At 39.8% G+C, this 14,268-nt stretch carries 14 protein-coding genes; 7 read left to right on the forward strand and 7 right to left on the reverse strand.

The window, feature by feature from the left end; translation table 11 throughout:
• The first annotated feature begins 2 nt into the window (after window positions 1–2).
• Complete coding sequence (locus SKC35_RS04350; RefSeq protein WP_377978215.1) at window positions 3–1,184, forward strand: class I SAM-dependent rRNA methyltransferase; 1,182 nt, start codon at window positions 3–5, stop codon at window positions 1,182–1,184.
• Between the two features lie 33 nt (window positions 1,185–1,217).
• On the opposite strand, the gene lepB is transcribed toward SKC35_RS04350, so the two are convergent.
• The 5 genes from lepB to SKC35_RS04375 are packed head-to-tail and all read right to left on the reverse strand — an operon-like array spanning window position 1,218 to window position 5,414.
• Window positions 1,218–2,381 carry a signal peptidase I gene (gene lepB, locus SKC35_RS04355; RefSeq protein WP_377978216.1) on the reverse strand — a complete coding sequence of 388 codons (1,164 nt, stop codon included), beginning with the start codon at window positions 2,379–2,381 and terminating at the stop codon, window positions 1,218–1,220.
• A 1-nt stretch (window position 2,382) separates the two neighbouring features.
• Complete coding sequence (gene dapB, locus SKC35_RS04360; RefSeq protein ID WP_377978217.1) at window positions 2,383–3,096, reverse strand: 4-hydroxy-tetrahydrodipicolinate reductase; 714 nt, start codon at window positions 3,094–3,096, stop codon at window positions 2,383–2,385.
• 2 nt (window positions 3,097–3,098) lie between these two features.
• Window positions 3,099–3,704, reverse strand: a complete 606-nt coding sequence (locus SKC35_RS04365; protein WP_377978218.1) for a DUF5683 domain-containing protein — start codon at window positions 3,702–3,704, stop codon at window positions 3,099–3,101.
• The gene (locus SKC35_RS04370) at window positions 3,704–4,624 is read right to left on the reverse strand and encodes a ParB/RepB/Spo0J family partition protein (protein WP_377978219.1); all 921 of its coding nucleotides are present in this window, start codon (window positions 4,622–4,624) and stop codon (window positions 3,704–3,706) included. The genes SKC35_RS04365 and SKC35_RS04370 overlap by 1 nt, the downstream gene beginning before the upstream one ends.
• Before the next feature lie 10 nt (window positions 4,625–4,634).
• Entirely contained in the window at window positions 4,635–5,414 is a 780-nt protein-coding gene (locus tag SKC35_RS04375) for a ParA family protein (protein WP_130896832.1), read from the reverse strand.
• A gap of 97 nt (window positions 5,415–5,511) precedes the next feature.
• Here SKC35_RS04375 and SKC35_RS04380 point away from each other — a divergent pair, with 97 nt between their 5' ends.
• Window positions 5,512–7,098, forward strand: a complete 1,587-nt coding sequence (locus SKC35_RS04380; protein WP_377978220.1) for a peptide MFS transporter — start codon at window positions 5,512–5,514, stop codon at window positions 7,096–7,098.
• A 1-nt stretch (window position 7,099) separates the two neighbouring features.
• The gene (locus SKC35_RS04385) at window positions 7,100–7,801 is read left to right on the forward strand and encodes a VIT1/CCC1 transporter family protein (protein ID WP_377978221.1); all 702 of its coding nucleotides are present in this window, start codon (window positions 7,100–7,102) and stop codon (window positions 7,799–7,801) included.
• Here SKC35_RS04385 and ggt read toward each other — a convergent pair.
• Window positions 7,795–9,477 carry a gamma-glutamyltransferase gene (ggt, locus tag SKC35_RS04390; protein ID WP_377978222.1) on the reverse strand — a complete coding sequence of 561 codons (1,683 nt, stop codon included), beginning with the start codon at window positions 9,475–9,477 and terminating at the stop codon, window positions 7,795–7,797. The two genes, SKC35_RS04385 and ggt, sit on opposite strands and share 7 nt — an antisense overlap.
• 127 nt (window positions 9,478–9,604) lie before the next feature.
• Between ggt and SKC35_RS04395 the strand changes: the two genes are divergently transcribed.
• Both SKC35_RS04395 and SKC35_RS04400 read left to right on the forward strand, forming a co-directional pair.
• A complete protein-coding gene (locus tag SKC35_RS04395; protein WP_377978223.1) occupies window positions 9,605–10,843 on the forward strand; it encodes an aminotransferase class I/II-fold pyridoxal phosphate-dependent enzyme in 1,239 nt (412 codons plus the stop codon).
• 176 nt (window positions 10,844–11,019) lie between these two features.
• Complete coding sequence (locus tag SKC35_RS04400) at window positions 11,020–11,199, forward strand: histone H1 (RefSeq protein WP_130896836.1); 180 nt, start codon at window positions 11,020–11,022, stop codon at window positions 11,197–11,199.
• A gap of 51 nt (window positions 11,200–11,250) precedes the next feature.
• Here the strand turns inward: SKC35_RS04400 and SKC35_RS04405 are convergent, their stop codons facing one another.
• Window positions 11,251–11,655: a MaoC family dehydratase gene (locus tag SKC35_RS04405; protein ID WP_377978224.1), complete on the reverse strand. Its 405-nt coding sequence runs from the start codon at window positions 11,653–11,655 to the stop codon at window positions 11,251–11,253.
• 69 nt (window positions 11,656–11,724) lie between these two features.
• On the opposite strand from SKC35_RS04405, the gene SKC35_RS04410 reads away from it, so the two are divergent.
• Together SKC35_RS04410 and dnaA are read left to right on the forward strand one after the other, a co-directional pair.
• On the forward strand, window positions 11,725–12,564 hold the full coding sequence (locus SKC35_RS04410) for a diacylglycerol/lipid kinase family protein (protein ID WP_377978225.1): 840 nt from the start codon (window positions 11,725–11,727) through the stop codon (window positions 12,562–12,564).
• A 272-nt stretch (window positions 12,565–12,836) separates the two neighbouring features.
• Complete coding sequence (dnaA, locus tag SKC35_RS04415) at window positions 12,837–14,267, forward strand: chromosomal replication initiator protein DnaA (protein WP_377978226.1); 1,431 nt, start codon at window positions 12,837–12,839, stop codon at window positions 14,265–14,267.
• Window position 14,268 lies beyond the last annotated feature (1 nt).

Consider the following 14,268-nt stretch of genomic DNA (forward strand, 5'->3'; position numbering starts at 1 on the left):
GGATGAAATCCACTCTTTTTATTCAATTGAAGCCGGGGAAAGACGCACCGGTCAAACGTTTTCACCCTTGGGTATTTTCTGGAGCTATTGCAAAACAAAGCCCCAATCTTCAAGATGGGGACTGGGTTAGCGTCTTTAGTTCACGAGACGAATTCTTAGGAACAGGTCATTACCACAATGGAAGTATTGCCGTAAAAATCATCTCTTTCCAAGAAATTGAATCGAAGAGTACGTTTTGGGAGAAGCGCATTCAAAATGCGTGGGATCTACGCGCCTTATTGCCATTAGAAAAAACCAATGCCTTTCGCCTCATTCACGGAGAAGGTGATGGCTGCCCAGGCTTGATTATGGATTTGTACAAAGACGTGCTTGTTTTTCAAGCACACACCATCGGTATGCACCGCGATCGAGATGAAATTGTAGAAGCCATTAAAATAGTATTAGGCAAGAAGATTAAAGCTATTTACGATAAAAGCCGGGAGACATTGCCCACTGAATATGCACAAAATTGCACGAATGGATACTTATTTGGCGAAGTAGCGGTTCCTTACACAGTCAAAGAAAATGGAATCTCCTTCTCCATCAACTGGATTACCGGCCAAAAAACCGGTTTCTTCATCGATCAACGCGAAAATAGAGCCCTTTTAGCAAAATATGCAAAAGGCAAATCGGTACTAAATACCTTCTGTTATTCTGGCGGGTTCTCATTATATGCCCTAGAGGCTGGAGCTGCCTCTGTCATCTCTTTAGATGCCTCAGCTAAAGCCATCGATTTAGTCAACGCTAATATCGAGTTGAACAAGATGCAAAGTTTACAGCACGAAGCTATCGTAGGAGAAACCCTACCCTATTTAAAGGCCAATGAAGACGAATTTGACATTATCGTATTAGATCCACCTGCCTTTGCTAAATCAATGAATGCGAAACACAAAGCACTTCAAGGGTATCAAAAGATCAACGAATTAGCGTTAAAGAAAATCAAGAAAAATGGTTTGCTTTTCACCTATTCTTGTTCTCAAGTCATCACGCGCGATTTGTTTTACAATATGCTAGTGGCTGCCGGGATTTCAGTAGGTCGTGAAATCCAAGTGATTCACCAAATGACACAATCACCTGATCACCCGATCAACCTCTTTCACCCGGAAAGTAATTACTTGAAGGGATTTGTACTGAAGGTATTATAATCAAAGAAGGCAGCTCGAAAGCTGCCTTCTTTGTTAGTTTACGAATCTAAATAGTCGATTCCAGCGTATAATCTCCCAAAACTTCCAAGAGAATAAAGACTTGTTCGCGTCAATCGACATCCAAACAAAGAACGCTTTTCCTACAATATGATCTGAAGGTACAAAACCCCAGAAGCGTGAATCAGCCGAGTTATGGCGATTATCACCCATCATAAAATAGTAATCCTGCTTGAAGGTATACGAAGTAATGGCCTTACCATCAATCGAAATTTGATATCCGCTAACCACTACATTCTTATTTCCTTCGTACTTCTGAATCGCTTCGCTATACAAAGCCACATTTCCTGGAGTCATAGGCACTCTCAAACCTTTTGCAGGTACTTTTAACGGGCCATAGAAATCACGATTCCATTTATATAAAGTGGTATCGTGCGGAAAAATATCCACAAAGGTTACACCCTTAGGATCTTTGAATAAATTCGTATCAAACGTTTTGCTGAAAGGTAGTGCTTGCATCTCATCCATCATTGCTTTGGACGTATTCAATTTATAACCCCACAGCACATTTTGCGAATCTGGTTCCGCTAAGGGCAACCAATCCGCTGAGTCATAGCTCGCGTCAGGTGCATTGCGAATACCATAAGCTTCGAAGAATTTCTCGTCTAAATTCTCCTTCGTTTTCATGAAAATAGGATGCTGCATCCGTTCTGGATTTTCCATCGCTTTTCCATTGACGATTACTTGTTGGTCGCGAACCTCCAAAACATCACCCGGAGTCGCCACACAACGCTTCACATAAAACGTACGTAAATCAACCGGCGCATCACCATCCTCCTCGAAATTAGGCACATTAAAGACTACCGCGTCGCCTTGCTTCACTGAAGAGAACCCAGGAAGACGGTAAATAGGTAAATCAAGCCAACGTAAATACGAAGGAATGTTCGTAAACCAAATCTTTTGGTGAGTCAAAGGTAATTGCAAAGGCGTTTTAGGTGTGCGCACCCCATAGTGTAACTTGCTCACAAATAAGAAGTCTCCTACCATTAAAGAACTTTCCATTGAAGGAGTTGGAATCGTATAGGCTTCGAATACAAAAAAGCGAATTAAAGTGGCTGCTACCACAGCAAATGCAACTGAATCCAGCCACTCTCTGAATGCCGATTTTTGTTTTTTAGGTGTTTCTTTCGTTTCCTTCATCTTATTTTAACATATCGTCCATACCTAGGACTCCTTTTTTATCTTGAACCCATTCCGCTGCAATCACAGCGCCTAAGGCAAATCCCTCGCGGCTAAATGCCTCGTGAGTCATTTCAATTTGATCTACTTTGGAAATATACTTAACTGTGTGCGTACCAGGAATAATTGACTCGCGTTGTGACCAAATCGCCACCTCATTCGCAGCTGGAATCTCATTATTCACCCACTTATCTTTCGTTGCATAGGCATCTATGATACCTTCAGCAATCGTAATAGCCGTCCCGCTAGGTGAATCTTTCTTCTCTAAATGATGTATCTCGTTCGTGTAAATATCGTATTCCTTGTGCGGAGCCATCAATTGAGCCATCATTTTGTTCAATCGAAAAAACAAATTCACCCCGATTGAATAGTTAGAAGCATAGAAGAAAGTAGAATTTTTTACTTTCGTCAAAGTCTCCACTTCTGACTTCTTTTCTAACCAACCCGTCGTACCACAAACCACAGGGATCTGCTTGTTTATACAAGTCAAGATATTCGTGTAAGCGGAAGCTGGATTCGAAAATTCAATGGCCACATCAGCATCAGCAGAAGTTAAAGCCTGTAAGTCGGCTTGATTATCTACATCTATTTTAGCTACGACGGAATGACCACGACCTAACGCTATGCGTTCAATCTCTTTGCCCATTTTACCATAGCCGATTAATACTATCTTCATCTTTATTTAAAATTAAACGTTAAAGTGAGTCCGGATACCAAACTTTGGGAAAAAGGCTGGTAATCAACTGTCGGTTTCACCTTTAAACTGATATCATCTGACACATCAAATGTTTTCAAATGAGCACTTACATTCGCATCCACCACATTTAAGGTCCACGCTAAAACCATCCCAATGTACGTATAATCCCGGTTTCTGCGGTATCCATCCGTCAATCGCTTTAACTGATTGACATCTAAATCCCGTATGGTCCCATCCTCATAAGGAACCGCTACCGTGGTAGGTGGTTTATAAGAAGGGTCATCTACGTGAGTAGAAACTTGGTAATAATACTCTCTATATTTCGCGTATCGAACATCATTCCAATTCGCAATCATTCCAAGAGATACAAATGCGCCAGCCACTAAGGGTAATTTCCAGTATTGTCTATTATACAATTGTCCCCAACCTGGGATCATTAAGGACTTAAGCGTGGCTTGTCGCGGAATGATTTTATACGGTTTCGATACAGCTTTCACCACTGGTTTCAATTGAACCGAATCCTTCACATCCTTTGCGTGCAGGCCTAACGGTATCAACAAAACTAGCAGGAAGTACCGAAAGTACATTATTGAACTTTGTTAAGAATGGTTAAAAGCTCTTCTTTCGTCTTAAAACTTAACTTGATCTCTCCTTCTCCTTTTTCATTGATTTTCAAAGCAACGGGTGCTTTGAAAAAAGATTTCAAGGTGGCTTGCCAAGTTTGAAGCTCCTGAGCTGAAACTTTGACCGAGGCTGTTCCAGGCGTAGGTGTATCCATCGTACCTGATTGGCGAACAGCATCTTCTAGACGTCTAACAGACCAATCTTCAGCTATGGCTTTTTGGAATAATGCATTTTGCAAAGCGGTGTCTTCCAAAGAAATTAAGCAACGAGCGTGACCCATTGATAATTTATTATCCCGAATCGCCACTTGAATATGCGGTGGTAATTTCAACAAACGCATATAATTCGTTACCGTAGAACGATTCTTCCCTACACGAGCTCCTAAATCCTCTTGCTTTAAATCGCATTCCTCCATTAATCGCTTATAGGAAAGAGCAATCTCGATGGCATTTAGGTTCTCCCTTTGAATGTTCTCGATCAAGGCCATTTCGATCATTTGTTGATCGTCAGCCGTCCGAACATAGGCCGGAATGGTCTTTAATCCAGCAATTTTAGACGCTTGAAAACGACGTTCGCCAGAGATTAATTGGTATTTTTTGGCAGAAACCTTACGCACCGTAATGGGCTGAATAATGCCCTGCACGCGAATCGATTCCGCTAATTCTTGTAAAGCTTCTGGAGCAAAGTATTCACGTGGTTGAAAGGGATTGGTTTCGATTAATTCTAAGGCAATCTCATCCATTAAGTTCACTCCTTCCAGACTTCCTGCGAAATCAGATGGATGACGTGCTTGTAAGCCACCTCCATCAGAATCTTCTAATAAAGCACCTAAACCACGACCTAAACCCGTTCTCTTCTTTGTATTTTCTTGCTTTGCACTCATATTGCTGTACCTAGATGGTCACTAATAAACCATTCTTACGAATAATCTCTTTGGCTAAATTCAAATAACTAATCGCACCCTTACTATCTGCATCGTGTAAAATAGCCGGAACCCCAAAACTAGGCGATTCAGACAAACGAATATTACGCGGAATTATCGTCTCAAAAACCATATTCTTAAAGTGAGAATTCACTTCATTAACCACCTGATTCGATAAGCGCAAACGCAAATCGTACATCGTTAATAATATCCCTTCAATCACTAATGCGGTATTCAAACGCGACTGAATAATCTTTATGGTATTCAGTAATTTACCTAAACCTTCCAGCGCATAGTACTCACATTGCACAGGAATAATCACTGAATCCGCAGCAGTAAGACTATTAATGGTAATTAAACCTAAGGAAGGAGAGCAATCCATGATGATGAAATCATATTGATCCTTTACCGCTTCTAAAGCTTCTTTCATCTTCCGTTCCCGATTGTTCAGATTGATCATTTCAATCTCCGCACCTACTAAATCGATGTGAGATGGAATGATATCTAAAAAAGGAACTTCGGTAGGTAGAATACTATCCTGAACGGTAGAAAGCCCCACCATACATTCGTAGATACTATTTTTCACTTCTTTCGGGTTAAAACCTAATCCAGAAGTGGAATTAGCCTGGGGATCCGCATCGATCAATAGGGTCTTGAATTCAAAAGCAGCTAAACTGGCAGCTAAATTAATGGCTGTCGTTGTTTTCCCTACTCCCCCTTTTTGATTTGCAATCGCGATTGTTTTGCCCATAGGATGTTTAACGAAATGAATTAACAATATTACAAAAAAGGTTTCACATCTATCTCGAATTTCTTGTATCTTGTCATCAAAAATTCAGCAAACCTATATGTCATCAAACAGTACTTCTCACCCTAAAGGACTTTATTTTCTTTATTCCACGGAAATGTGGGAGCGTTTCAATTTTTATGGAATGCGGGCTATACTTTCCCTCTTTTTAGTAAGCGCCCTTTCCTTTAAACAAGATGAAGCCGCTATTTTATATGGTGGATTCTTGGGGCTCAGTTATTTAACTCCCATGCTAGGTGGATATATTTCGGATCGCTACATAGGCAATCGCAACAGTATTATCGGTGGTGGATTATCGATGGCTATTGGTCAACTCTTATTATTTAGTTCAGCCAGCTCATTTACATTAGATGTTCCCTTCGCTACGAATTTAATGTGGGGTGGATTATTATTCTTGATTATAGGCAATGGTTTCTTCAAACCGAATATTTCTTCCATGGTGGGTCAGTTGTATGAAAAAGGCGATAGCCGTTTGGATGCAGCCTTTACCATCTTCTATATGGGTATCAATACCGGTGCGATGCTAGGAATGCTTATTTGCCCTTGGTTAGGGGATGTAAAAGTGGATGGCATTCGCGTAATTGAAGCATTCAAATGGGGCTTTTTAGCAGCAGGAGCAGCGATGTTAGTAGGTACCATTTTATTCATTTTATTAAAAGGAGTGTTTTTAAAAGCTCCTGATGGAAGTGAAATTGGATTAGCTCCTACCTTTAGTGAGAATAAAACAGCCGATACGGAGACTGAAAAAGCAGAGTTCTCGACTCAATCAATCATTATTTCCAGCGCCTTATTTATTGGTCTAATCATCGGATTTCATTATTTATTCGTCACTGAAGTGGCAAATCCGATAAAAGACTGGATTTATCCAGTTATCTATTCAGCGGGAATCAGCTTAGCTTTCTTGATCATGAGGGACAAAACCTTAACCAAAATTGAACGAGATCGAATTTGGGTGATGTACTTTGTGGCCTTCTTTGTCATTTTCTTTTGGGCGGCTTATGAGCAAGCTGGATCATCCTTAACCTTTATTGCAGACCAGCAGACGGATTTGAATTTCTTTGGCATTATGTTACCGCCAAGTTCCGTTCAGAACGCGAATTCCTTCTTCATCATCATCCTAGCCTTCCCTTTCTCTTGGCTTTGGATGCGCCTTGCTAAAAAGGGAATCGAACCTAATTCGCCAGGTAAGCAAGCCATTGGACTGATGCTATTAGCGATCGGATATTTAATCATCGCGCTTAAAGTGAAGAACCTGGGTACAGATAAACTAGGGGTTATTTGGTTATTCATCATGTATTTATTCCACACGATGGGCGAACTAAGTCTTTCACCCATCGGATTGTCTTTAGTATCTAAGTTAGCGCCTAAACGATTCTCTTCTTTATTGATGGGTGTTTGGTTCTTAGCCAATGCGGCTGGATATGCTTTATCGGGTACTTTAGGAGCCTTATTACCTCCAGCAACCGCGGTAGTAGGCCAAACCGTTTTCCCTAGTTTCTTAGGGTTTGAGATTAAAAACCTCTATGATTTTTTCATAGTATTTGTAATAATGGCCGGAATTGCCTCTATAATTTTGTTTGGCCTTGCCAATGGTCCTCTTAAACGTATGATGCACGGCATCCGATAATATGAATTCACACGATCATCATTTACACGAACAACATCTAAAAAGTTCCGATTTCATCACAGATGTAGTCATAGGAATGTCAGATGGATTGACAGTTCCATTTGCCTTAGCGGCTGGACTCTCGGGAGCTGTTGCTTCTGCAAACATCGTTACAACAGCTGGTATTGCAGAAATTGTTGCCGGTTCTATCGCGATGGGACTAGGCGGTTTTTTAGCAGGCCAAACCGAACAAGAACACTACGAGTCAGAATTGAAACGCGAATACGACGAAGTAGAACGCGTGCCTGAAAGAGAAAAACAAGAAATCAGAGATGTATTTGAAGATTATGGTTTAAGCCCTGAGGCACAGGAGATCGTCGTTGAATGTATTTCCAAAGACAAAGACAAGTGGGTCGATTTCATGATGCGCTTCGAATTAGGTCTGGAACGACCAGATCCTAATCGCGCTCGAAATTCCGCTTTAACTATCGGTATTTCGTATATCGTGGGAGGTTTCATTCCACTTCTACCCTATTTCTACGTAGAGAAACCGCAGGACGGTTTACTCTATTCTGCCGAAGTAACTATTTTAGCCTTGTTGGTATTTGGCTACTTTAAGAGTAAAGTAACGGGCCAAAACCCCATCATCGGATCATTAAAAGTAACCTCTATAGGTGCGGCAGCCGCTGCTGCCGCCTATTTCGTCGCTACCTTATTTCAATAGGCAGACACGGTATCATCCCCACGGGAATCTGCACCACCCTGCAGGTTCCCATTCGGTAACACTAAAATTCCCTCTACTAAACCAATTGCAGAAACAGGCGCAAAGGTGTAGCCTTTCGTTTGAAGGCGAATTTGTTGTTCCTCCGAAAAACGCTTCGGTTCTGACGTAATTTTCTCCGGCATCCATTGGTGATGGAAACGAGGATATTCTACCGCTTGCTGCATATTCATCCCCATTTCCAAGGTATTCAAGACTACTTGGAATACACTGGTAATGATCGTAGAACCACCTGGAGTCCCAACCACCATTTTCAGTTTACCATTCTCCTCTACAATCGTAGGAGTCATACTAGAAAGCATGCGCTTGTTGGGTTGAATCTCATTGGCCTTGGAACCGATTAAACCATACAGATTGGGAGCACCAGCTTTGGCAGAAAAATCATCCATCTCGTCATTTAACAAGAAACCAGATCCACCTACAAATACTTTAGAACCATAAGAGTTATTTAAGGTAGTGGTAATCGAAACCGCATTTCCCTCACCGTCTACAATACTATAATGCGTTGTTTCTGGGCTTTCATAACCTGGAAAAGCGCCTGCCTGAATGTCAGCACTCTTTGTCGCTTGGTTAAAATTCATCGATGACATTCGAGATGTAGCATACGTAGGATCAATTAATTCATTGACTGGAACTTTAACAAAATCCGGATCTCCTAACCATTTCGCACGATCTGCATAGACACGTCTTTCCGTTTCTACCATCACCTGAATAGTCGAATCAGAGGTAGGACCCCACTTTTTAAGCGAATAAGGTGCCACCATTTGTAATAATTGCGCTAAGGCTACTCCTCCACTGCTGGGTGGCGGCATACCAATAATCTGGTAATTTTTGTATTGACTCTTGATAGGTGTACGCCAAACAGCTTGATAATGTCGTAAATCCCTCTTCGAAATGATGCCGTTTTGCGCTTTCATCTCCTTCACAATGTTACGCGCAGTTTGGCCTTTGTAAAAACCTTTGGCCTTCTTCTTTAAAATCAATTCCAAGGTATTCGCTAAATCGCCTTGAACTAACAAATCACCTACCTTCCACTCTTTTCCCTCTGCGGATAATAAGTAATTCTTTCCCGGATTTTCTTTCATAAACTCCGTTCTTTGGCGATTTAAACCCCTTGCTTCTTTCTCCGTTAAAACCAATCCATTTCTCGCTAAATCTACCGCAGGCTGTAAGAGTTCATTCCATGGCAAGCGACCTAATTTAGCGTGCATTTCTTGCATCCCTGCTACAGTACCAGGAACACCCACGGAGAAAATACCTGTCATACTTTTACCTGGAATAATTTTACCCTCTGCATCTAAATACATATCTCGACTTGCAGCAGATGGCGCTTTCTCTCGGTAATCTAAGGCTTTTACACTTCCTGATTTATCCCGATAAACGAGAAATCCTCCACCTCCAATGTTTCCAGCGGATGGATGTGAAACAGCTAAGGCAAAATTCACTGCCACCGCTGCATCAATCGCATTACCCCCTTTTTTCAAAATGGATAAACCAATTTCAGAGGCAGCAGGATGGGTCGATACTACCATACCTTGCTTTCCTTCGATTAAAGGCTTTTGCGTAGTTTGAGCTAAAAGTGAATAGGAAAAAAAAACAAGAAGAAAATACTTAGTCATTTTAGGGATGTTTTGAAATGAAATGACAAATTAATAGAATCCGATGATTTACTAACATTGCGATAATAAAAATATAATTTAACTTTGTGATTATTTAAAGAATTTTTCAATAAAACGTAGACTAACAGTGGATATTTTCGAGAAGGTAGCTAATAACATGGGGCCGATCGGTGCACATGCCCATTATTCCCATCATTATTTTTCATTCCCAAAATTAACAGGTGAATTAGGCCCAAGGATGACCTTCATGGGCAAAGAAATGTTAAACTGGTCTTTAAATAACTATTTAGGACTTGCGAATCACCCAGAAGTTAGAAAAGCAGATGCTGAAGCAACGGCGAAATACGGTTTAGCCTACCCTATGGGAGCCCGTATGATGTCAGGTAATACAGATGAGCACGAAGAATTTGAGCGTCAATTGGCTGAATTCGTTGGAAAAGAGGACGCGTTCTTGCTTAACTACGGCTACCAAGGCGTTATGTCCATCATTGAATGTATGGTTGACCACAAAGATGTAATTGTCTATGATGCAGAATCTCACGCTTGTTTAATTGATGGTATTCGTCTTCACAAAGCTAAAATGGGACAATACTATAAGTTCAACCACAATGACATGGATTCATTGCGTAAAAACTTAGAGCGTGCAACTAAAATCACAAATGAAACTGGTGGAGGTATTTTAGTAATCACGGAAGGTGTTTTCGGGATGTCTGGTAAAGTAGGATCTTTAGACAAGATCGTGGAGATGAAAAAAGACTTCAATTTCCGTATGTTAGTAGATGATGCCCACGGTTTTGGAACCATGGGTGACAATGGAAAAGGAGTAGGCGAATACTTGAATTGTACTGAAGGGATTGATCTATACTTCTCCACTTTTGCTAAATCCATGGCTGCAATCGGAGCCTTCGTTGCCGCTCCTAAGGAAATTATCATGTATTTAAAATATAATATGCGTTCTCAAACCTATGCAAAAGCATTACCTATGCCATTTGTGATCGGTGGAATGAAACGTTTGGAGTTGATTAAAAAACATCCCGAATTAAGAGAAACCCTATGGGCAAATGTCCGTGCCTTACAAAAAGGATTGAAAGAGAAAGGATTTGATATCGGAGAAACTCAATCTCCAGTAACTCCAGTATTCTTACATGGTGATTATGATATCGCTGCAGTAACAAAATTAGTACGTGACTTACGCGAAAACATGGGTATCTTCTGTAGTATTGTCGTTTATCCGGTAGTCCCTAAGGGCCAAATCATGTTAAGAATCATTCCTACCTCTTCTCATAGCTTAGCAGATATCGAATATACCTGCAATTGCTTTGCTGAAGTGCAAGAAAGATTGAAATCAGGCTACTACGCGCAATAATTGATTGATTTAACGGTTAAATAAGAAAAAATTGTACTTTTTTGAATTTTTTTTCTGTTTTTTCTTGATTTTAATTTGCACACAACAAGTTTTTTACTAAATTTCGCTTATTAAAGCTCATTTAAGGGCATAAAGACAATCTAATATTATTTACACAACCTAAAAAACAAATTATCATGAGTAGATTTGCACAAGTAAAGGACTTAATTTTATCTTTAGAAGGAGATTTCGAAAAATTCTACGATAAAGGAAATCAAGCAGCTGGTACTCGCGTAAGAGGTGGTTTACAACAATTGAAGACTTTAGCACAAGAAATTCGTACTGAAGTTCAAGACAAGAAAAACTCAGGAAAATAATTTTTCCCCTCTTGATAAAAAAAGCCCGATATTCATCGGGCTTTTTTTTGTCTAAAAGAGTTCTGCATGCATAGCTGATGCCATTCCATCCACCATTATTTTTCCCCGCTCTAATTCGAATACTTGAGTAGAGATTTCAGCTGTATGTTTAGCCGGGTTTGTACTCACAATTTCGAATTTTGCTTTGTAGGTTGTTCCTACAAACAAAGGACGCTTGAATTCAGACACTTGCTTCAAATACACACTTCCTTCTCCCGGAAACTCCATTCCCATCACGCGAGAAAAAACACTCGCAATTAAAGCGCCATGAATAATTGGCTTTTTAAAAGGGGTAGTAGCTGCATAGGCTTCATCCCAATGCAAGGGGTTAAAATCTCCTGATATTTTACAGAAATCATTGACTTGCTCCTGTGTAAATGAGAATTCGATCTCATACGCGTTTCCAACTTCTAACATAGATTGATCATTTTTTGTAAAATTAAACCAAAATTTGATTCTATTTTTGTGCATATTTAAATTAAACTCATGATTCATTTTATTCTTAACCCAAACGCAGGAACCAATTCTTCGCAAAAAAGGGAACGAATAATTGCAAAATTGCGGGCTATATCTGATTCCAAAGTTTGGCAAACAGAGCGAATGAACCATGCCTCTGAATTGACAAAGCAGGCCATTTCAGAGGGTGCAGATAGAATCATTGCGATTGGAGGTGATGGTACCATTAATGAAGTGGCTTCCGCACTCTTACATACTTCCATTCCCTTAGGTATTATTCCGATGGGATCTGGAAATGGGCTAGCAAGGCATTTAGATATCCCACTATCTTTTAATAAAGCGCTAGATCGAGCTATTAACGGTTCCATTATATCGATAGATGCAGGAAAATGGAATGATCGCCCTTTCTTTTGCACTGCAGGAATAGGATTCGATGCCTATGTTGCAGCCCATTTTGCTCTGAGAGGAAAGCGTGGATTCTTTAATTACATTTACTCGACTCTTGTGACATTGAGCAAATACCAGGTAATTGAAATCAAAGAAAAAGGAACTGTATTCTCCTTTACAGTCGCAAACGCGAATCAGTTCGGAAACAATGCCTACATTTCACCTGAATCTGACTTACAAGATGGACAATTAGAAGCAATACAGGTAAAACCTGGATCTATTTGGTCATTAGTCAATCTTGGAATAAGTCTATTTCGTAAAAATCTACCTAACAACCCGTTAGTAACGATCTCAACTATCAAATCACTGCACATTAACGCACCTGAAGGAATTCCCTACCATCTGGATGGCGAAAGTCTTTTACTCGAATTGGGAACCATCGAGATTACAATACTACCCTCATCTCTTCTAGTGGTTAAATAATTTTGTTATACTTTTTCAAGTTAATGAATGATTAAACCACACTAATTTTGAACAATTTTTAGAAGCAAATTTTGAGGCTTTTTTTTTCTAAAAAAAACTGGATTTATTTTCGATTTCAAATTTGGAACGACATCTTATTTTACTATTTTTGTCTCCCCGCTTGAGAAAAATTAGTCGTTTTCTTAAATAAGAACCATTTAAAACTTATAAACTTTAAGCTAAGGTGAATTCCTTTAAAATTCGCCCTGAGAACTGTTTGACCCATAAAATTAATGCAACTCGAAGTTAGAGACTTGTGGAATAATTGTCTGAATATCATCAAAAATGATATCTCAGAGCAAAGTTTCGCAACTTGGTTTGCACCCATCGTTCCGCTTAAATTTGAAAACAACACCTTATTGATTCAAGTACCATCTCAATTCTTCTATGAATGGCTAGAGGAGAAGCACGTTTCAGACTTGAGAAAGGCTATCGATTTAACAATTGGCCGTCAAGGAATGTTAGAATATTCCATTGTAGTGGATAAAGGTGATCGCAAGAATCCTCCCATCACATTCAATCTTCCTCCGACTAATCAATCTCAAAATCAAAATGCGAAAGCAGCAAACTTCCCTAACCCAGCAAAGAGTCCTTTTGAACTAAAAAACTTAGATTCTTTAGAATTAGATTCTTATTTAATTCCAAAATATACTTTTGACAAATTCATCGAAGGAGATTGCAATCGCCTAGGGCGCGCTGCGGGCATGGCTGTTGCTAACAAACCTGGATTAACAGCCTTTAATCCATTGATGATTTACGGTGGTGTAGGTTTAGGCAAAACGCACTTAATCCAAGCCATTGGTAATCAGATTAAAGATTCTTACCCTGAAAAATTTGTTCTTTACGTTTCTACTGAAAAATTCACGAACCAATTTGTAAATGCCATCCGGAATAATTCCATCGAAGCCTTCACTAATTTCTACTTACAAGTAGATGTGTTAATCATTGATGATGTTCAGTTCTTGTCCGGAAAAGAGAAAACACAAGAGACTTTCTTTAATATCTTTAATCACCTGCACCAATCGGGAAAACAAATTATACTTTCTTCAGACCGTGCTCCAAGAGATTTAGCTGGAATGGAAGATCGTTTGCTTTCTCGATTTAAGTGGGGTTTAACGGCTGATTTGCAACAACCAGATTTTGAGACCAGAATTGCCATTATCCAAAAGAAATTGCAAGAAGATGGGATTCAAATCGATTTTGATGTGTTAGAGTATTTAGCACATTCGATTCAAACGAACGTTCGAGAATTAGAAGGCGTGATAATTTCCCTCATGGCACAGGCTTCTTTGACGCGCAAGGAAATAGATTTGGAATTAGCGAAGTCTACTCTGAAAAGCATTGTTAACGAACAAGAGAAAGAATTAAGTGTAGAAAGTATCTTAGATGTGGTTACAAACCATTTTGATGTAGATCTCGATACTTTACGTGGTAAATGCCGCAAGAAGGAAAATGTTTTCCCGCGTCAAATTGCGATGTATATGCTTAAAGAATTGACTAATCTACCATTAAAGTCGATTGGCTACCATTTTGGCGGAAGAGATCACAGTACCGTCATACATGCTGTGCAAGCTATCTCAGAGGCGATGGAAACAGATCAAAGTGTCGAAAAGACCATCCGAAACCTATTTACCCGATTTAATCTCAAAGGAGTTCAATCATAAA

This window comes from Aquirufa originis (genome assembly GCF_042714495.1).
Taxonomy (GTDB): Bacteria; Bacteroidota; Bacteroidia; order Cytophagales; family Spirosomataceae; genus Aquirufa; species Aquirufa originis.